The organism is Paracidovorax wautersii (assembly GCF_031453675.1).
Lineage (GTDB): Bacteria > Pseudomonadota > Gammaproteobacteria > Burkholderiales > Burkholderiaceae_C > Paracidovorax.
The window spans coordinates 3076842-3095345 of record NZ_JAVIZX010000001.1 but is presented as its reverse complement, the minus strand read 5'-3'; the positions used below and the strand labels follow the sequence as shown (position 1 = coordinate 3095345).

The following is an 18504-nucleotide window of genomic DNA, read 5'->3' as shown; positions in this document are numbered from 1 at the left end:
CGGCAGGAACGCGGCGCCGGCTGACAGGAAATGACGGCTTTATTTCAGCCCCAGGCCCACCAGAAAGGTCTCGGCTGATTTGTCGCGCGAGGCTTTGGGCTTGACGGTCTTGACCACTCGGAAGGTGTCTTTGAACAGTTGCACCAGTTCCGCGTAGCCGCTGCCATGGAAGAGCTTGACCACCAGAGCGCCTTCGGGCTTGAGGTGGTTGCGGGCAAAGTCTACGGCCAGTTCGATCAAATGGGCGATGCGGGCGGCGTCCGCCGAGGCGATGCCCGACAGGTTGGGAGCCATGTCGGAGACCACCACATCGACCGGACGGCCCTGCACCGTCTCCTGCAGCTGGGCGAGCACGCTGTCTTCTCGGAAGTCTCCCTGGATGAATACCACGCCTTCTATGGGCTCCATCGGCAGGATGTCCAGTGAAATGATGGTGCCGTTGAGTGCACCCGCCGCCGCCCCGTCGGGCGACAGCCGGCGCCGCACGTACTGGCTCCACGCGCCCGGGGCGGACCCCAGGTCGACCACGATGTGGCCGGGCCGGATCAGGCCGAGCTGCTCGTCGATCTCCTTGAGCTTGTAGGCCGCCCGGGCCCGGAAGCCATCCTTCTGCGCCTGCTTCACGTACGGATCGTTGACGTGTTCGTGCAGCCACGCCTTGTTGACCTTCTTGCCCTTCTTTTCCTTGGGGGCGGTGCTTTGAGTGCTGCTTTTCATGTGGGCCCGATTGTCCCAGTGTTTAGGCCGCCACGGCACGCCAGCGGGCAGGCCCCGGCACTTGAGATAATACGGCCCATGCCCCAAATTCAATTGACTCCCGCAGAGCGCCGGGAACACCGCGCCAATGCCCACCACCTGGACCCCGTCGTCCTGATTGGCGGCGACGGTCTCACCCCTGCCGTGCAGAAGGAGATCGATGCCGCCCTCAACGCGCACGGCCTCATCAAGGTGCGGGTGTTCGGCGACGACCGCGCCGCGCGCGAGCAGATGTACCAGCAGCTCGCAGACCAGCTCAACGCGGCCCCCATCCAGCACATCGGCAAGCTGCTTGTGCTGTGGCGCCCCCAGCCGGCCAAGGTCAAGGCCGTGGATGAGGACCGCATGCCCGGCCCGCGCGATGTGAAGATCCTGAAATTCAGCAAGCGCGGCGGCCAGCGGCCCGAGGTCAAGCAGCTGCGCGTGCTGGGCAACCAGCGGCTTACCGCCGGCGGCCAGATCAAGCGCGCCAAGCCCAAGCAGAAGTCCGTCAAGAAGCGCCAGGCCGACTGATGGCGACCGCCAGCGCGCCCGCGCGCCATGTGATCTGCATGAAGTGGGGCACGAAGTACGGCCCGGAATACGTCAACCGGCTGTACGCCATGGTGCGCCCGCCATCTGAGCGGCGATTTCCATTTCGTCTGCCTGACCGATGACGCCACAGGCATCCGCCAGGAAGTGAGCTGCCTCCCCATTCCGCCCCTGGACCTGCCCGCAGGCATTCCGGAACGCGGCTGGACCAAGCTGGCCACCTTCAGCGCGGATCTGCACGGGCTGCGCGGCACGGCCCTGTTCCTGGACGTGGACGTGGTGGTGACCGGCAGCCTGGACGACTTCTTCACCCGGCCGGGCGAGTTCCTCATCATCCACGACTACAAGCGGCCGTGGCGCATCACCGGCAACTCATCGGTCTACCGCTTCGAGCTGGGCGCCCATCCAGACGTCCTGGAATATTTCCGTACGCACTTCGAAGAGATCCGCGGCCGCTTCCGCAACGAGCAGGCCTACCTCTCGGACTTTCTGCACCGCCAGGGCAAGCTGGGCTACTGGCCGGACGATTGGTGCCCGAGCTTCAAGTACCACAGCATTCCGCCCTGGCCCACCAACTACTGGAAGCCGCCCGTGGTGCCGCCAGGCGCTCGCGTCGTGATCTTCCACGGCGAGTGCAATCCGCCCGATGCCCTGGCCGGACGCCGCAACCGGCGCTTCCGCCACATCGAACCGGCCACCTGGGTGGCCGACCACTGGCACGAGTAATGGAAAGAAAAAAGCCCCGGCATGCCGGGGCTTTTTTGATGTGCGTCGCGCATTGAGACGCGCGCGTCGGGTCACATCGGGCCGGGGAGCACCTTGTGCCGCACCGCCGATGGCAGGCCGCTGTGCCGCCGCAAGCCAGGCGTCATTGCCGCACCGTGCGCCACAGCACGGCCAGCGCGCACAGCCACTGCGCCGCATACAGAACGCTGCCGACACCGTGCCAGAGCGCCAGGTTCTGCCGCGCCACGATGCGGGGCGCCGCGCCGTACTGCAGCAGCAGCGCCGCCAACAGGCCGCCGATCAAGAAAACCATAGCAGCTTGCGCCCATGGTTCTTCCTTTTCGCTATGTTTTCGCTTTGAAAGCAAGAACAGGCAAGCGCAGCATGCTATCGAAATGTAAGTCTGCGCCTCGAACAACTGCGCCGCCATCTGCCCTGCCGCCGCTGGCGATGCCAGGTGCCGGAACAGCAGCGGCACGGCCACGAAGCCGATCGCCGACAGGCTGCCCCACCACAGCGCAGCCGCCAGGGCGGGAAGGCGGTCTCGCAGGGCGTCCATGAACCAGCTCAGAGGTAGCTGACGGCCACCACTTCGTAGCGGCGCACGCCGCCGGGCGCCTGCACCTCGGCGGTATCGCCCTCTTCCTTGCCGATCAGGGCGCGCGCGATGGGGCTCGATACATTCACCAGGCCGAGCTTGAGGTCGGCCTCGTCCTCGCCGACGATCTGGTACTTGACCGTGTCGCCGCTGTCCTCGTCTTCCAGCTCGACGGTGGCGCCGAACACCACGCGGCCGCCCGCGTCCAGCGTCGCCGGGTCGATGACCTGCGCCGCCGACAGCTTGCCTTCGACTTCCTGGATGCGGCCTTCGATGAAGCCCTGGCGGTCCTTGGCAGCCTCGTACTCGGCGTTTTCGCTGAGATCGCCCTGCGCGCGCGCTTCCGCGATCGCATTGATCACGGCGGGACGCTCCACGGTCTTGAGGCGGTGCAGCTCTTCCTTGAGCTTTTCAGCACCGCGCTTGGTAATCGGAATGGTGGCCATTGATCAGTCTCCACGTTCAATTCAGTGCCGCACCCGCGGTGCGGCCTCCCTTTGCGCGCCGGCCTGCCTGAAGCAAACAGCCTTGGCGACGCCCCAAAAGCAAACCGCCGCGCGTTGCCGCGCGGCGGTCTCATTCGGTTCTGATTATGCCGCGTTTGCCACGGCGCTCTGCGGCGAAGACCCGCTGCCCGACTCGGACAGCCGGCCCCGCCCGGAGCTTCAGGCCGCGGCCAGTTGGGCGTGCAGTTCCTGCACCGAGTACACGTCGAGGTTGTCGAGGTGCTTCATGCCTTCCACGGCCGCTTCTGCGCCGAAGATGGTCGTGAACGTGGTCACGCGGGCCAGCAGCGAGCTGGTGCGGATCGCACGCGAATCGGCGATCGCGTTGCGACGCTCTTCCACGGTGTTGATCACCATGACGATCTCGTTGTTCTTGATCATGTCCACGATGTGCGGGCGGCCCTCGGTCACCTTGTTCACCACGCCCACGGGCACGCCGGCCTCGGCAATCGCCGCTGCCGTCCCCTTGGTCGCCACCAGTTCGAAGCCCAGGGCGACGAGCTGGCGGGCGATGTCGACGGCACGCGGCTTGTCGGCATTCTTCACGGTGAGGAACACCTTGCCCGACGTCGGCAGCTTGGTGCCCGCGCCGAGCTGGCTCTTCACGAAGGCCTCGCCGAAGGTCTTGCCCACGCCCATCACCTCGCCGGTGGACTTCATCTCGGGGCCGAGAATCGTGTCCACACCAGGGAACTTGACGAACGGGAACACGGCTTCCTTCACGCTGAAGTACGGCGGCGTGACCTCCTTGGTGATGCCTTGCGACGCCAGCGTCTGGCCGGCCATGCAGCGTGCCGCCACCTTGGCCAGCTGGATGCCCGTGGCCTTGGAGACGAAAGGCACCGTGCGCGAGGCGCGGGGGTTGACTTCCAGCACGTAGATCACGTCCCTGCCGTCCACTTCCTGGATGGCGAACTGCACGTTCATCAGGCCGACCACGTTCAGGCCGGCCGCCATGGCGGCGGTCTGGCGCTTGATCTCGTCGATGGTGGGCTGCGACAGGTAGTACGGCGGCAGCGAGCAGGCGGAGTCGCCGCTGTGCACGCCGGCCTGTTCGATGTGTTCCATCACACCGCCGATGAAGGTCACGCCGGCGGAGTCGCGCACGCAGTCCACGTCGCACTCGATGGCGTTGGACAGGAAGCGGTCCAGCAGCACGGGCGAGTCGTTGCTCACCTTCACGGCCTCGCGCATGTAGCGCTCGAGGTCGCGCTGCTCGTGCACGATTTCCATCGCGCGGCCGCCCAGCACGTAGCTCGGGCGCACCACCAGGGGGTAGCCCAGGGCCGCGGCCTTTTCCAGCGCCTCGGCTTCGGTACGGGCCGTGGCGTTGGGCGGCTGGCGCAGGCCGAGGTCGCCCAGCAGCTTCTGGAAGCGCTCGCGGTCTTCGGCGGCATCGATCATGTCGGGCGTGGTCCCGATGATCGGCACGCCTTCGGCTTCGAGGCCCAGCGCGAGCTTCAAAGGCGTCTGGCCGCCGTACTGCACGATCACGCCGACCGGCTTTTCCTTGGCCACGATCTCCAGCACGTCTTCGAGCGTGACGGGCTCGAAGTACAGGCGGTCGGAGGTGTCGTAGTCGGTGGACACGGTCTCGGGGTTGCAGTTGACCATGATGGTTTCATAGCCGTCCTCGCGCATGGCGAGTGCGGCATGCACGCAGCAGTAGTCGAACTCGATGCCCTGGCCGATGCGGTTCGGGCCACCGCCCAGCACCATGATCTTCTTGTTGCCGGTGGGCGCTGCCTCGCACTCCGCAGCACCGCCGTAGGGCGCCGCTTCATACGTGGAATACAGGTAGGCCGTGTTGGTGGCGAACTCGGCCGCGCAGGTGTCCACGCGCTTGTACACGGGGCGCACGTTGAGCGCGCGGCGCGCTTCGCGCACGGCCTTCTCGGTGGTCTTGAGCAGCTTCGCCAGGCGGCGGTCGGAGAAACCCTTTTGCTTGAGCGTCAGCAGCGTGCCCGCATCCAGGGCGGCCAGCGCGCCCTCGCCCTTCTCGGCGACCAGCTTGTCGATCTCGAGCTCGATCTTCACGATCTGCTCGATCTGTACCAGGAACCACTTGTCGATCTTGGTCAGGTCGAAGACTTCGTCCACCGACAGGCCCATGGCGAAGGCATCGCCCACGTACCAGATGCGCTCGGGGCCGGGCTCGCCCAGTTCCTTTTCAAGCAGTTCGCGGTCCTGGGTCTTCTCGTTCATGCCGTCCACGCCGACTTCCAGGCCGCGCAGGGCTTTCTGGAACGACTCCTGGAAGGTACGGCCCATGGCCATGACTTCGCCCACCGACTTCATCTGCGTGGTCAGGCGGCTGTCGGCCGTGGGGAACTTCTCGAACGCGAAACGCGGGATCTTGGTGACCACATAGTCGATCGACGGCTCGAACGATGCCGGCGTGGCACCGCCGGTGATCTCGTTCTTGAGTTCATCCAGCGTGTAGCCCACGGCCAGCTTGGCCGCGACCTTGGCGATCGGGAAGCCCGTGGCCTTGGAGGCCAGAGCGGACGAGCGCGACACGCGCGGGTTCATCTCGATGACGACCATGCGGCCGTCCTTCGGGTTGATGGAGAACTGCACGTTGGAGCCGCCCGTGTCCACGCCGATCTCGCGCAGCACGGCGAGCGACGCATTGCGCAGGACCTGGTATTCCTTGTCCGTCAGCGTCTGGGCCGGGGCCACGGTGATCGAGTCGCCGGTGTGCACGCCCATCGGGTCCAGGTTCTCGATGGAGCAGATGATGATGCAGTTATCCGCCTTGTCGCGGACCACTTCCATCTCGTACTCCTTCCAACCGAGCAGCGATTCTTCGATCAGCAGCTCGTTGGTGGGCGAGGCTTCCAGGCCGCGCTTGCAGATGGTCTCGAACTCTTCGGGGTTGTAGGCGATGCCGCCGCCCGTGCCGCCCAGCGTGAAGCTCGGGCGGATGACGGTGGGGAAGCCGACCGACTTCTGCACAGCCCAGGCTTCGTCCATGCTGTGGGCGATGCCGGAGCGCGCCGAGCCCAGGCCGATGCGGGTCATCGCATCCTTGAACTTCAGGCGGTCTTCGGCCTTGTCGATGGCTTCGGGCGTCGCGCCGATCAGCTCCACCTTGTACTTGTGCAGCACGCCGTTGCGCCACAGATCCAGCGCGCAGTTCAGCGCGGTCTGGCCGCCCATGGTGGGCAGGATCGCGTCGGGGCGTTCCTTGGCGATGATCTTCTCGACCGTCTGCCAGGTGATGGGCTCGATGTAGGTGACGTCGGCCGTGGCCGGGTCGGTCATGATCGTGGCAGGGTTGCTGTTGATCAGGATGACCTTGTAGCCCTCTTCGCGCAGGGCCTTGCAGGCCTGCACGCCAGAGTAGTCGAACTCGCAGGCCTGGCCGATGATGATCGGGCCAGCGCCGATGATGAGGATCGATTTGAGGTCGGTGCGCTTTGGCATTACTTCTTCTCCATCAGCGCGGTGAAGCGGTCAAACAGGTAGGCGATGTCATGCGGGCCGGGCGAGGCTTCCGGGTGGCCCTGGAAGCAGAAGGCCGGCTGGTCGGTGCGCTCCAGGCCCTGCAGCGTGCCGTCGAACAGGCTGGTGTGCGTGGGGCGCAGCGTGGCGGGCAGCGTCTCGGCCTCCACGGCAAAGCCGTGGTTTTGGCTGGTGATGCTGACGCGGCCGTTGTCCAGGTCCTTCACGGGATGGTTGGCGCCGTGGTGGCTGTTGTCCATCTTGAAGGTTTGGGCGCCGCTAGCCAGGGCCATGATCTGGTGGCCCAGGCAGATACCAAAGGTGGGCACGCCGGCGTCGATGATCTGGCGCGTGGCCTCGATCGCGTAGTCGCAGGGCGCCGGGTCTCCGGGGCCGTTGGACAGGAACACCCCGTCAGGGTTCATGGCCAGCACCTCGGCGGCCGGCGTCTGCGCGGGCACCACGGTGAGCTTGCAGCCACGCTCGGCCAGCATGCGCAGGATGTTCTTCTTCACGCCGTAGTCGTACGCCACCACATGGAAGCGCGGCGCGGTCTGCCGGCCGTAGCCTTCGCCCAGCTTCCACTCGGTCTGGTCCCAGACGTAGGAGGTCGGCGTGCTCACGACCTTGGCGAGGTCCAGGCCCTTCATGCTCGGCGCAGCCTTGGCCGCCGCCAGGGCTTCATCGACGCGTGCCTGCGTGACCTGCTCGCCTGCGGCCAGACCCACGATGGCGCCGTTCTGCGCACCCTTGTCGCGCAGCAGGCGCGTCAGCTTGCGGGTGTCGATGTTGGCGATGGCCACCGTGCTTTCGCGCACGAGGTACTGCGACAGCGTCTCGCTGCTGCGGAAGTTGCTGGCCAGCAGGGGCAGGTCTTTGATGATGAGGCCGGCGGCGTGGACCTTGTCGGCCTCGATGTCCTCGGCGTTGATCCCGTAGTTGCCGATGTGCGGATACGTCAGGGTGACGATCTGCTGGCAGTAGCTGGGGTCGGTGAGGATTTCCTGGTAGCCGGTGATGGCGGTGTTGAACACCACTTCGCCGACGGTGGTGCCGGTGGCACCGATCGAGTTGCCGATAAAGACCGTGCCGTCTGCGAGCGCCAGGATGGCGGGCGGGAAGGATCCCTGTAGAGACAAGAGCACTGGGTTCTCCGAATGGTTACGGGTCGCCCGGTAGCCCGCGGGAAGGCTCGACTTCCTGAGGACTGCTGCTTGTGAGGGATTGCTTTGGGTGCGGCCGGGCGACTGTTTGCGGGAAAGCCCCCGATTATAGCCGGACACAGCCATGCCTGCTTGCCGTCGTCCGTGTAAACCCGGAGCCCAGAGCAGGCCGGAAAGTAAAAAACCCAGCCTCCGAAGAAGCTGGGTTTTCACATCGATGGTCGGCGTGGCGGGATTCGAACTCGCGACCCCTTGCACCCCATGCAAGTGCGCTACCAGGCTGCGCTACACGCCGACAAGACTTAGAGTATATAGCGAAAAATCAGCCCAAAGAAAGAAGTTCGCGAATTTCGATCAATTCACGGCGAACGCCCTGCGCGTCCAGCATTGCGGGGGTCGCCATCACACGCAGCGCCTCATCGCCGGTCGCAGGCATGTGGCCATCGCCGCCCTCTTCTTCCTCCAACTCGGCGTCCAGGGCCAGGCCATGTCCCTTGCCCGCGTGTGCGAGCTCCTGCAGGCGGTTGCGCGCACCGCTGATCGTGAACCCCTGGTCGTACAGCAGGTCGCGGATGCGCCGGATCATGAGCACTTCGTGGTGCTGGTAGTAGCGCCGGTTGCCGCGCCTTTTCATGGGCCGCAGCTGGGTGAACTCCTGCTCCCAGTAGCGCAGGACGTGCGGCTTCACGCCGCACAGCTCCGCCACCTCACCGATGGTGAAGTAGCGCTTGGCTGGAATGGCGGGCAACGGGGAGTTCATTGGGACGCGGGTGGGGGCGAAGAAGCCTTCTAGCCTAACGCAGCCGGCCGGCTCGTGCCATCAGGACGTACTCCCGAGGCGAGCACGCGGGCAGGCGCAGGCACATCAGGCCTTGGGCTCGCCCTGGATCTGTTCCTTGAGCTTGCTGCTCGCGTGGAAGGTGACGACGCGGCGCGCCTCGATCGGAATCGCCTCGCCCGTGCGCGGATTGCGCCCGGGCCGCGGCGCCTTGGTGCGGATCTGGAAATTGCCGAAGCCCGACAGTTTCACATCCTTGCCCTCGACCAGGCTCTGCGAGATGAGGTCGAAGAACGCGTCGATCATGTCCTTGGACTCGCGCTTGTTCAGGCCGATCTGGTCGAACAGCAGATCGGCCAGCTGCGCCTTGGTCAGTGCAGGCGTCTCCAGGCTTTCGACCGCAAATTCCACCATTTCGCGTTCCTCGTTCAACATTGCCATCCCTTCAACGCAGGCGTGCGCCCAGGCGCTCGCCCAATTGTTGCACCACGGCCTGCATGGCGGCGTCGATTTCGCCCTCGGCGAGTGGGGCATCGTCGCGGGCCAACGTCAGGCGCACCGCCAGGCTTTTCTCGCCCGCAGCCAGGCCGACCGTCGGAGCCGCCTCGCCGCCCTTCGCGGGCTTGGGACGGTACACATCGAACAACACGGCGGAGCGTAGAGTCGTGGCCGGCACCGCGGCGGCAATGGCCGCCTGCACCTCTGCATGCGTCACCCGCTCGGCCACCACGATGGCGACGTCGCGCTCTACCGCTTGCTGCTTGCCCACGGCGCGGAAGTTCGGCACATCGCGCTGCAGCACGGCGTCCAACTCCAGCTCGAAGAGCACCGGCACCTGCGGCAGGTCCCAGCCCTGGCGCCACTGCGGATGCAGTTCGCCGACGAAGCCGACCGGCGCGCCGTCCACCAGAACCCGCGCGCAGCGGCCCGGATGCATCGCAGGGTGTGCAGCCGGCTCGAACGTGGCGCGGCGCGGCGCCAGCAGCGCCTCCACATCGCCCTTGACGTCGAAGAAATCGACGCCCGCGTCCTTACAGCCCCACTGCAGCGCGTCAGCACTGCCGCAGGCGATGCCCGCCACGCGCATCGGCTGATGGAAGCCCTGCACGGTGGTGTCCGTGTTCTGCACGGCGGCGTCGCGCAGGAAGACGCGGCCCAGCTCGAACACGCGCACGCGCGGCGCCTTGCGGTCGAGGTTGAACTTCACCACCTGCAGCAGCGAACCGATCAGCGACGAGCGCATGACGCTCAACTGGCTGGCGATGGGATTCAGCAGGCGAATCGGGTCAGTGTTGCCGGCCAGCTCGCGCTCCCAGCTCTCTTCGACGAAGCTGAAGTTGATGGTCTCCTGATAGCCCAGGCCCGCCAGCGCACGGCGCACGGCGAACGGGCTGCGGCGGTTCTCGGCGCGCAGCTTCGGGCTGATCGGCGCCAGCGGCTTGGTGGTGGGCAGCTGGTTGTAGCCCACCATGCGCGCGACTTCCTCGATCAGGTCCTCTTCGATGGTCAGGTCGAAACGATAGGACGGCGGCACCACGGTGACGCTGCCCTCGCCCTGCGTGACGGGCAGGCCCAGGCGCACCAGCGCATCGGTGCACTGCGCCTGCGTCAGCGGCATGCCGATGACCTTGGCCGCACGGGCGACGCGCAGCGTGACGGGTGCCGGCGCCGGCATCGCCGGCTGCTGGTCGTCTATGGGGCCGCAGACCGTCTCGGGCGTGCCGCAGATGTTCAGCACCAGCTGCGTGATGCGCTCAATGTGCTCCACGGTCAGTTGCGGGTCCACGCCGCGCTCGAAGCGGTGGCCGGCGTCGGTGGAGAAGTTGTAGCGGCGCGAACGGCCGGCCACGGCCTTGGGCCACCAGAAGGCGGCCTCGATGTAGATGTGGCGCGTGTCGTCGGACACGGCCGTGGCGTCGCCGCCCATGATGCCGGCCAGCGATTCCACGGCCTGCCCGTCGGCGATCACGCCCACCTTGGCATCGAGCGTGACGGTGCTGCCGCTGAGCAGCTTGAGCGTCTCGCCCTCGCGCGCCCAGCGCACTTCCAGCCCGCCGTGGATCTTGTCCAGATCGAAGATGTGCGACGGACGGCCCAGCTCGAACATCACGTAGTTGGAGATGTCCACCAGCGGCGACACGCTGCGCTGCCCGCAGCGCGCCAGGCGGTCGACCATCCACTGCGGGGTCTTGGCCAGCGTGTTCACGTTGCGCACGATGCGGCCGGAGAAGCGGCCGCACAGGTCGCTGTCCAGCACCTTCACGGGCAGCACGTCCGCATGGACCACGGGCACGGCGGGAAAGCTGGGCGCCTTCAGCGGCGCACCGGTCAGCGCCGCCACTTCGCGCGCCACGCCGTAGACGCTCAGGCAGTGCGCCAGGTTGGGCGTGAGCTTGAGCGTGAACAGCGTGTCGTCCAGGTTCAGGTACTGGCGGATGTCCTGGCCCACGGGCGCATCCAGGGGCAGCTCCAGCAGGCCGGCGTTTTCCTCGGACAGCTTCAGCTCGCGCGCGGAGCACAGCATGCCCTGGCTTTCCACGCCGCGCAGCTTGCCGACCTTGATCAGGAAAGGCTTGCCATCCTCGCCCGGCGGCAGCTCGGCACCGACCAGCGCGCACGGCACCTTGATGCCCACGCGGGCGTTTGGCGCGCCGCAGACGATGTTGAGCAAGGCGCCCTGCCCCGCATCGACCTGGCACACGCGCAGGCGGTCGGCATTCGGGTGCTGAACGGCTTCCTTGATCTCGCCGACGACGATCTTGGTGAACGGCGGGGCCACGGCTTCCAGTTCTTCGACCTCGAGGCCGGCCATGGTCAGCGTTTCGGCCAGCTCGGCGGTGGAGAGCGGCGGATTGCAGAACTCGCGCAGCCAGGATTCAGGAAATTGCATGGTCACTCAGTCTTGGTGGCGTTCTTCGGTGCGGACACGGGCGCCGGCCGACGGAACGGAGAAACAAAAAAAAGATAGCTACCTGCGCTTGTCATTGCTGGTTTTCCATATGAAAACACTTTGAATTCCTTATTGGACAAGCGCCGGCAGCTCACTTTTTATGGGATTACTGGAACTGCGACAGGAAGCGGATATCGCCGTCGAAGAACAGGCGCAGGTCGTTCACGCCGTAGCGCAGCATGGTCAGGCGGTCGGGCCCCATGCCGAAGGCGAAGCCGATGTACTTCTCGGGGTCCAAGCCCATGTTGCGCACCACGTTCGGGTGCACCTGGCCGGAGCCGGCCACTTCCAGCCAGCGGCCGGCCAGCGGGCCCGCCTGGAACTGGATGTCCACTTCGGCGCTGGGCTCGGTGAACGGGAAGAAGCTCGGACGGAAGCGCAGCACCAGGTCATCGCTTTCGAAGAAGGTACGGCAAAAGTCGGTGAAGACGACCTTCAGGTCCTTGAAGCTCACGTTCTCACCGATCCACAGGCCTTCGCACTGGTGGAACATCGGCGAATGGGTGGCATCGCTGTCCACGCGGTAGGTGCGGCCGGGCGCGATCACGCGGATCTCGGGCATGGACTGGCCGGCGTCCAGCAGATGGCGGTATTTCTTGACGTGCTGCACGGCATGGCGCACCTGCATCGGGCTGGTGTGCGTGCGCAGCAGGTTGGGCGCCTCGGGCGTGCCGCCTTCCACATAGAAGGTGTCGTGCATCGAGCGCGCGGGATGGTCTTCCGGCGTGTTCAGCGCGGTGAAGTTGAACCAGTCGGTCTCGATCTCGGGGCCCTCGGCCACGTCGAAACCCATGGAGCCGAAGATGGACTCGATGCGCTCCAGTGTCAGCGACACCGGATGCAGGCCGCCCTGCCCGCGCTGGCGGCCCGGCAGCGTCACGTCGAGCGCCTCGGCCTTGAGCTGGAGCTGCAGTTCGGCATCGGCCAGCGCCTGGCGGCGCGCCGTGAGGGCCGCCTCGATCGCCTGCTTGGCCACGTTGATGGCAGCGCCGCGCGACTTCTTCTCTTCCACCGACAGCTGCGCCATGCCCTTCATGAGCTCGGTGAGGCGCCCCGACTTGCCCAGGAACTGTGCCTTGGCGTTTTCCAGATCAGCGGGGGTGGCGGTCTGCGCAAACAGCTGCTGCGCGCTCTGGACCAGAGCATCCAACTCGTTCATATCGACTCTTGAAAATAAACAAGGGCTAGCGCCTTTTCAAGCCCTAGCCCTTGTTGTTTAAGCGCTGGCAGCTATGAAACTCATAGCCGCCGACCGTGAACTCAAGCAGCCAGCTTGGCCTTGACTTGTTCCACGATGCTGCCGAAAGCAGCCTTGTCGTGCACCGCGAGGTCGGCCAGCATCTTGCGGTCGATCTCGATGGAAGCCTTCTTCAGGCCGTTGGCGAACTGGCTGTAGGTCAGGCCCAGTTCACGTGCAGCGGCGTTGATACGGGCGATCCACAGTTGGCGGAACACGCGCTTCTTGGTGCGGCGATCACGGTAGGCATATTGCCCAGCCTTCATTACCGCCTGTTTGGCGATGCGGAAGACATTACCGCGGCGACCACGGAAACCCTTGGAGAGGGCCAGAACTTTCTTGTGACGGGCACGGGCCGTTACACCACGTTTGACGCGAGGCATGTGAGTACTCCTTGTTCGTCGTTAATTAAACGCCCATGCCGGGCAGCATTTGTGCGATCGAGCCCATGTTGGTCTCGTGCACAGCAACCGCACCACGCAGATGGCGCTTGTTCTTGGTGGTCTTCTTCGTCAAGATGTGACGCTTGAAGGCTTGACCGCGCTTGACGGTGCCACCGGGACGAACGCGGAAACGTTTCTTCGCGCTGCTCTTGGTCTTCATTTTGGGCATGTGAATGCTCCTTTTCGTTGTGCTCGTGAGGCGTTTGCAGACCGATCTGCAAACTTGTTGGCCCCGAGCCACTTTTTTCAGCCAGCTCGCGCCGGCTGTACGGCAGTGCAAAGCACCACCTGTTGCGTTACGCCCGCCCGAAGGCCGGCGCAACCCACATCTCTTGAAACCCTCTTGCCTCAGCTGGCCTGCCCGGCGGGAGCCGCAGCCGGGGCTGCAGCACCGCCATCGGCCGGCTTGGCCGGCGCCGGCTTCTTGCGGCTGGGCGCGATCATCATGATCATCTGGCGCCCTTCCAGCTTGGGGAACTGCTCGATCAGGATGCTGTCACCCAACTCGTCACGAATGCGGTTCAGCAGGTCCAGGCCCAGCTGCTGGTGAGTGATTTCACGGCCGCGGAAACGCAGCGTGATCTTGCACTTGTCACCGTCCGCCAGGAAGCGGCGGATATTGCGCATCTTGATGTTGTAGTCGCCATCGTCCGTACCGGGACGGAACTTGACCTCCTTGATCTCGATGACCGTCTGCTTGGCCTTGGCCTCGGCCGCGCGCTTCTGTTCCTGGTACTTGAACTTGCCATAGTCCATCAGGCGGCACACGGGAGGGTTGGCCGTGGCGGCAATCTCCACCAGGTCCACATCCAGCTCGCCCGCCATGCGGAGGGCTTCCATGAGGCTTACGACGCCCAAAGGCTCGTTGTCAGGGCCGGAGAGGCGAACCTCGGGGGCCATGATTTCACGGTTCAGGCGGTGCTTGCGCTCCTCGCGCTGGCGACGATCACGAAATTCAGTAGCGATGGCTCTATTCCTTCAACAAAAAGCTACAAACAAAGTAGCAGACTCCGCACAATCCACGCGGGCTAAAGCAGTTTCCGACACGGTTCAAGCTTTAGAAGCGATGTCCTGGGCGATGAGCGCGACGAACGCTTCGAAGGACATCACACCGAGGTCTCGATTGCCCCGGGCGCGCACTGCGACGGCACCAGCAGCCTTTTCTTTCTCGCCTGCGACGAGGATGTAAGGCAGCTTTTGCAACGAATGCTCGCGTATTTTATACGTAATCTTTTCGTTGCGCAGATCGGTCACCACCCTAAGGTCTTGATTCGGCAGCGCTTTTTGGAGCTTTGCAGCAATTTCGCGACAGTAGTCGTCCTGCGCGCCCGTGATATTGAGCACCGCCACCTGCACTGGCGCGAGCCATGTCGGCAGCGCGCCGGCGTGCTGCTCGATCAGGATACCGATGAATCGCTCTAGGCTGCCCACGATCGCGCGGTGCAGCACGATGGGACGGTGGCGCGCGCCGTCTTCGCCCACGTACTCTGCGCCCAGGCGCTCCGGCATCGACGGATCGACCTGGATCGTGCCGCACTGCCAGTGACGGCCGATCGCGTCGCGCAAGGTGTACTCCAGCTTGGGACCGTAGAAAGCGCCATCGCCCACGGCGATCTGGTATTCGCAGCCCGAGGCCTTCAGACTTTCGATCAGCGCGTTCTCGGCCTTGTCCCAGCTTTCTTCGGAACCGATGCGCTTTTCAGGCCGCGTGGCCACCTTGTAGATGATGTCGGTGAAGCCGAAATCCTTGTAGACCTTCTGCAGCAGCGTCGTGAAGTTGATGCACTCCTGCTGGATCTGGTCTTCGGTGCAGAAGATGTGGCCATCGTCCTGCGTGAAGGCGCGCACGCGCATGATGCCGTGCAGCCCACCCGTGGGCTCGTTGCGGTGGCACTGGCCGAACTCGCCGAAGCGCAGCGGCAGGTCGCGGTAGCTCTTCACGCCCTGGTTGAAGATCAGGATGTGGCCAGGGCAGTTCATGGGCTTGAGCGCGTAGTCGTGCTTCTCGCTCTCCGTCGTGAACATGTTCTCGCGGTACTTGTCCCAGTGGCCCGTCTTCTCCCACAGGTGCTTGTCGAGGATCTGCGGACCCTTCACTTCCTGATAGCCGTTGTCGCGGTAGACCTGGCGCATGTACTGCTCCACGCCTTGCCAGATCGTCCAGCCCTTGGGGTGCCAGAACACCGTGCCGGGCGAGTGCTCGTCGATGTGGAACAGGTCGAGCTCGCGGCCCAGCTTGCGGTGGTCGCGCTTTTCCGCTTCTTCAATGCGCTGGATATACGCATCCAGATCCTTCTTGTCGGCCCAGGCCGTGCCGTACACACGCTGCAACTGCTCGTTCTTGGCATCGCCTCGCCAGTAGGCTCCCGACACGCGCGTGAGCTTGAACGCCTTCAGGAAACGGGTGTTCGGCACGTGCGGGCCCCGGCACATGTCGACGTATTCCTGGTGGTAGTACAGGCCCATGGCGGTTTCGTCCGGCATGTCATCGATCAGGCGCAGCTTGTACTCTTCGCCACGCGCCTTGAACACGTCGATGACCTCCGCGCGCGGCGTCATCTTCTTGATGACGTCGTAGTCCTGTGCGATCAGCTCCTTCATGCGCTGCTCGATAGCGGCGATGTCCTCGGGCGTGAACGGGCGTTCGAACGCGATGTCGTAATAGAAGCCTTCTTCGATCACCGGGCCGATGACCATCTTGGCACCGGGGTACAACTGCTTCACGGCATGGCCTACCAAGTGGGCGCACGAGTGGCGAATGATCTCCACGCCCTCGGCATCGCGCGGTGTGATGATCTGCAGGCGGGCATCGTGGTCAATGAGGTCGCTGGCATCCACGAGCTTGCCGTCGACCTTGCCGGCCACGGTCATCTTGGCCAGCCCCGGACCGATGGAGCGCGCCACGTCGGCCACGGATACAGGGCCTGGATATTCGCGGCGGGAGTTGTCCGGAAGCGTGATCTGAATCATTCGAAAAATCCTGTTCGTCAATCAATCGGTAAACGATGCGCCCGATGCCCGAAAAGCAAAAAGCGCGGAACGAGGTCCGCGCTTTTGGAAGGAAGGTGCAAGTGTCGTGCAGGCGCGAACATCCAGCCTCAGCGGCCGGTGGAAATCTCCGTCGTAGTTCGCGGTGTCATAACCAGCATTGCCTTTCTCGCCCTTGTTTGTGAGTGATGGAGGCATTTTACCGCACCGGACTGTCGCACTCGGCTTTCGCGCACGGCCATAAAAAAGCCCGGGCACTCGGCCCGGGCTTCAGCGCATCAACCCTGCAAGCGGATCAGTGGAACTGCTCTTCCTCGGTGGAGCCCGTCAGCGCCTTCACGCTGGAGGAACCGCCCTGGATCACCGTGGTCACGTCGTCGAAGTAACCTGCGCCCACTTCCTGCTGGTGCGACACGAAGGTGTAGCCCTTCTCGCGCGCCTCGAACTCGGGCTGCTGCACCTGCTCCACGTAGTGCTTCATGCCTTCGCCGCGAGCGTATGCATGGGCGAACTGGAAGGTGTTGTACCAGTTGATATGGATGCCCGCCAACGTGATGAACTGGTACTTGTAGCCCAGTGCGGACAGCTCATCCTGGAAGCGGGCGATGGTCTTGTCGTCCAGGTTCTTCTTCCAGTTGAAGGAAGGCGAGCAGTTGTACGACAACAACTTGCCGGGGGATGCGGCATGCACGGCCTCGGCGAACTCGCGGGCAAAGCCCAGGTCGGGCGTACCGGTTTCGCACCACACAAGATCGGCATACGGCGCATAGGCAACGCCGCGGCTGATGGCCTGCTCCAGGCCGTTCTTCACGCGGTAGAAGCCTTCCTGGGTCCGCTCGCCGGTCAGGAACGGCTTGTCATTCGCATCGTGGTCGGACGTGATGAGGTTGGCGGCCTCTGCGTCGGTACGCGCCAGGATGATGGTAGGCACGCCCATGGTGTCCGCCGCAAAACGGGCTGCGATCAGCTTCTCGACAGCCTCATGGGTGGGAACCAGCACCTTGCCGCCCATGTGGCCGCACTTCTTCACGGCAGCCAGTTGGTCTTCGAAGTGCACGCCGGCAGCGCCCGCGGCGATCATGTTCTTCATCAGTTCGAAGGCATTCAGCACGCCGCCGAAGCCGGCCTCCGCATCGGCGACGATGGGCAGGAAATAGTCGATGAATTCCTTGTCGCCAGGATTGATGCCACGGCCCCACTGGATCTCGTCGGCACGCTTGAAGGTGTTGTTGATGCGGCGAACCATGGTCGGCACCGAGTCATAGGCGTACAGCGACTGGTCGGGGTACATGGTCTCGGACGAATTGCCGTCGGCTGCGACCTGCCAACCCGACAGATACACCGCTTCCAAGCCAGCCTTGGCCTGCTGCATGGCTTGGCCAGCGGAGATGGCGCCAAAGGCATTCACGTAGCCTTTCTTGGCACCGCCATTGATCTTGTCCCAGAGCTTCTCCGCACCACGGCGGGCCAGCGTGTATTCCGGCTGCAGGCTGCCCCTCAGGCGCACCACGTCGGCAGCGGAGTAGCCGCGCTTGAGCCCCTTCCAGCGGGGGTTGTGGGCCCAGTCGTTCTCCAAGGCGGCAATCTGTTGGTCACGGCTGAGCTGGGCATTGAGCGATTCGGGCATGTGGAACTCCATGGGCTAGTTGAGAAGGAAGGGACAATGCCTTGTCCTTGGAATCAACTTTAGGTCTTCTATAAGACCCGCGCAACCTCTTATGTCTTATACAAGAATAAAAATTAACCCAATAAAATCAATACATTACGCATCGATTGCCACATAAAGAAATCTTTTATCTCATCCTAAGAAATTTTCTCGCATTGCATCAATCAAAAAATCCGCAATATGAAATTCAATTTTCACAAAGCAAAATTGATTCACTTGCATTCGCGCCAGTTGCCGTGATCCAGCCGCGCAGCCGGTAAAGCACAACGCGGATGAACCTCGTACATCAAACAGGACAGCATCTGCCCGGCAACGCGCACACGCACCTCTCTTTTAGAGTACTCATCGTCATCCTGGGGTGCGGCGCCGGGAACCAGTCCCTCGATTCCATCCAATACATGCTCCAGCGCAGGGTCGATGGCGTAGACCTCTCCCCGCACGGGGCGGTCACCTGCTGCGTGCCCCTCTAGCCGCATTCCAGGGTAGGCGCCGAGGGTGTAAAGCACGCCCGGCAATTCCGCCTCACCCACCCACCGCGGGGGTGGCGACAGCCGGGTGATGTCGTTGCTGCAGCCACGCCGCAACGTGCCGTATACAAAAACGTAGCGCGCTGGCGTTGCCCGGCGGTCGTTGTCGGAGAAATCCTCGGGCATGATGTACGCTCCATTGCAAGCACCCACAGTCTAGTGAACCCGCCCAGCCGCCCCGTTGCCTA

16 protein-coding genes, 1 tRNA gene and 1 pseudogene are annotated in these 18504 nt (G+C 64.1%); 2 read left to right on the top strand and 16 right to left on the bottom strand.

Features of this window, described 5'->3' with window-relative positions; all coding sequences use genetic code 11:
- Positions 1-39: 39 nt before the first annotated feature.
- Complete coding sequence (locus QE399_RS13995; RefSeq protein WP_309829442.1) at positions 40-717, bottom strand: RlmE family RNA methyltransferase; 678 nt, start codon at positions 715-717, stop codon at positions 40-42.
- Between the two features lie 78 nt (positions 718-795).
- Here QE399_RS13995 and QE399_RS13990 point away from each other — a divergent pair, with 78 nt between their 5' ends.
- The gene (locus tag QE399_RS13990; RefSeq protein WP_309829440.1) at positions 796-1269 is read left to right on the top strand and encodes a YhbY family RNA-binding protein; all 474 of its coding nucleotides are present in this window, start codon (positions 796-798) and stop codon (positions 1267-1269) included.
- Positions 1269-2013 (top strand): annotated as a pseudogene (locus QE399_RS13985) (glycosyltransferase). The gene QE399_RS13990 and the pseudogene QE399_RS13985 overlap by 1 nt, the downstream one beginning before the upstream one ends.
- A 142-nt stretch (positions 2014-2155) precedes the next feature.
- Here QE399_RS13985 and QE399_RS13980 read toward each other — a convergent pair.
- The 15 genes from QE399_RS13980 to QE399_RS13910 form a co-directional block, all read right to left on the bottom strand.
- Positions 2156-2563, bottom strand: a complete 408-nt coding sequence (locus QE399_RS13980; protein WP_309832111.1) for a DUF4149 domain-containing protein — start codon at positions 2561-2563, stop codon at positions 2156-2158.
- A gap of 17 nt (positions 2564-2580) precedes the next feature.
- Positions 2581-3057, bottom strand: coding sequence for a transcription elongation factor GreA (greA, locus tag QE399_RS13975; RefSeq protein ID WP_309829438.1), 477 nt, complete (start codon positions 3055-3057; stop codon positions 2581-2583).
- A gap of 219 nt (positions 3058-3276) precedes the next feature.
- On the bottom strand, positions 3277-6546 hold the full coding sequence (gene carB, locus QE399_RS13970) for a carbamoyl-phosphate synthase large subunit (RefSeq protein ID WP_309829436.1): 3270 nt from the start codon (positions 6544-6546) through the stop codon (positions 3277-3279).
- Entirely contained in the window at positions 6546-7709 is a 1164-nt protein-coding gene (gene carA / locus QE399_RS13965) for a glutamine-hydrolyzing carbamoyl-phosphate synthase small subunit (protein ID WP_309829434.1), read from the bottom strand. The genes carB and carA overlap by 1 nt, the downstream gene beginning before the upstream one ends.
- A gap of 236 nt (positions 7710-7945) precedes the next feature.
- Positions 7946-8022: transfer RNA gene (locus tag QE399_RS13960), tRNA-Pro, on the bottom strand.
- Between the two features lie 27 nt (positions 8023-8049).
- Entirely contained in the window at positions 8050-8487 is a 438-nt protein-coding gene (locus QE399_RS13955) for a MerR family transcriptional regulator (protein WP_309829432.1), read from the bottom strand.
- 105 nt (positions 8488-8592) lie between these two features.
- On the bottom strand, positions 8593-8919 hold the full coding sequence (locus QE399_RS13950) for an integration host factor subunit alpha (RefSeq protein ID WP_309829430.1): 327 nt from the start codon (positions 8917-8919) through the stop codon (positions 8593-8595).
- A gap of 31 nt (positions 8920-8950) precedes the next feature.
- Positions 8951-11395 carry a phenylalanine--tRNA ligase subunit beta gene (gene pheT, locus QE399_RS13945; protein ID WP_309829428.1) on the bottom strand — a complete coding sequence of 815 codons (2445 nt, stop codon included), beginning with the start codon at positions 11393-11395 and terminating at the stop codon, positions 8951-8953.
- A gap of 166 nt (positions 11396-11561) precedes the next feature.
- A complete protein-coding gene (gene pheS / locus QE399_RS13940; protein ID WP_309829426.1) occupies positions 11562-12614 on the bottom strand; it encodes a phenylalanine--tRNA ligase subunit alpha in 1053 nt (350 codons plus the stop codon).
- 101 nt (positions 12615-12715) lie between these two features.
- On the bottom strand, positions 12716-13075 hold the full coding sequence (gene rplT / locus QE399_RS13935) for a 50S ribosomal protein L20 (RefSeq protein ID WP_309829424.1): 360 nt from the start codon (positions 13073-13075) through the stop codon (positions 12716-12718).
- A gap of 25 nt (positions 13076-13100) precedes the next feature.
- On the bottom strand, positions 13101-13304 hold the full coding sequence (rpmI, locus tag QE399_RS13930) for a 50S ribosomal protein L35 (protein ID WP_010465963.1): 204 nt from the start codon (positions 13302-13304) through the stop codon (positions 13101-13103).
- Positions 13305-13483: 179 nt separating this feature from the next.
- The gene (gene infC, locus QE399_RS13925) at positions 13484-14101 is read right to left on the bottom strand and encodes a translation initiation factor IF-3 (protein ID WP_309832109.1); all 618 of its coding nucleotides are present in this window, start codon (positions 14099-14101) and stop codon (positions 13484-13486) included.
- Between the two features lie 84 nt (positions 14102-14185).
- Positions 14186-16105, bottom strand: a complete 1920-nt coding sequence (thrS, locus tag QE399_RS13920) for a threonine--tRNA ligase (protein ID WP_309829419.1) — start codon at positions 16103-16105, stop codon at positions 14186-14188.
- Between the two features lie 313 nt (positions 16106-16418).
- Positions 16419-17750, bottom strand: a complete 1332-nt coding sequence (gene aceA, locus QE399_RS13915) for an isocitrate lyase (RefSeq protein ID WP_309829416.1) — start codon at positions 17748-17750, stop codon at positions 16419-16421.
- A 251-nt stretch (positions 17751-18001) separates the two neighbouring features.
- The gene (locus QE399_RS13910) at positions 18002-18442 is read right to left on the bottom strand and encodes a gamma-glutamylcyclotransferase family protein (RefSeq protein WP_309829414.1); all 441 of its coding nucleotides are present in this window, start codon (positions 18440-18442) and stop codon (positions 18002-18004) included.
- Between the last annotated feature and the right edge of the window lie 62 nt (positions 18443-18504).

Coding starts and splice junctions, on each gene's coding strand:
- carB (WP_309829436.1), bottom strand. CDS start 6,546: ATGCCAAAGCGCACCGACCTCAAATCGATCCTCATCATCGGCGCTGGC.
- QE399_RS13995 (WP_309829442.1), bottom strand. CDS start 717: ATGAAAAGCAGCACTCAAAGCACCGCCCCCAAGGAAAAGAAGGGCAAG.
- greA (WP_309829438.1), bottom strand. CDS start 3,057: ATGGCCACCATTCCGATTACCAAGCGCGGTGCTGAAAAGCTCAAGGAA.
- QE399_RS13990 (WP_309829440.1), top strand. CDS start 796: ATGCCCCAAATTCAATTGACTCCCGCAGAGCGCCGGGAACACCGCGCC.
- pheS (WP_309829426.1), bottom strand. CDS start 12,614: ATGAACGAGTTGGATGCTCTGGTCCAGAGCGCGCAGCAGCTGTTTGCG.
- pheT (WP_309829428.1), bottom strand. CDS start 11,395: ATGCAATTTCCTGAATCCTGGCTGCGCGAGTTCTGCAATCCGCCGCTC.
- QE399_RS13910 (WP_309829414.1), bottom strand. CDS start 18,442: ATGCCCGAGGATTTCTCCGACAACGACCGCCGGGCAACGCCAGCGCGC.
- aceA (WP_309829416.1), bottom strand. CDS start 17,750: ATGCCCGAATCGCTCAATGCCCAGCTCAGCCGTGACCAACAGATTGCC.
- rplT (WP_309829424.1), bottom strand. CDS start 13,075: ATGCCTCGCGTCAAACGTGGTGTAACGGCCCGTGCCCGTCACAAGAAA.
- rpmI (WP_010465963.1), bottom strand. CDS start 13,304: ATGCCCAAAATGAAGACCAAGAGCAGCGCGAAGAAACGTTTCCGCGTT.
- QE399_RS13950 (WP_309829430.1), bottom strand. CDS start 8,919: ATGGTGGAATTTGCGGTCGAAAGCCTGGAGACGCCTGCACTGACCAAG.
- thrS (WP_309829419.1), bottom strand. CDS start 16,105: ATGATTCAGATCACGCTTCCGGACAACTCCCGCCGCGAATATCCAGGC.
- QE399_RS13955 (WP_309829432.1), bottom strand. CDS start 8,487: ATGAACTCCCCGTTGCCCGCCATTCCAGCCAAGCGCTACTTCACCATC.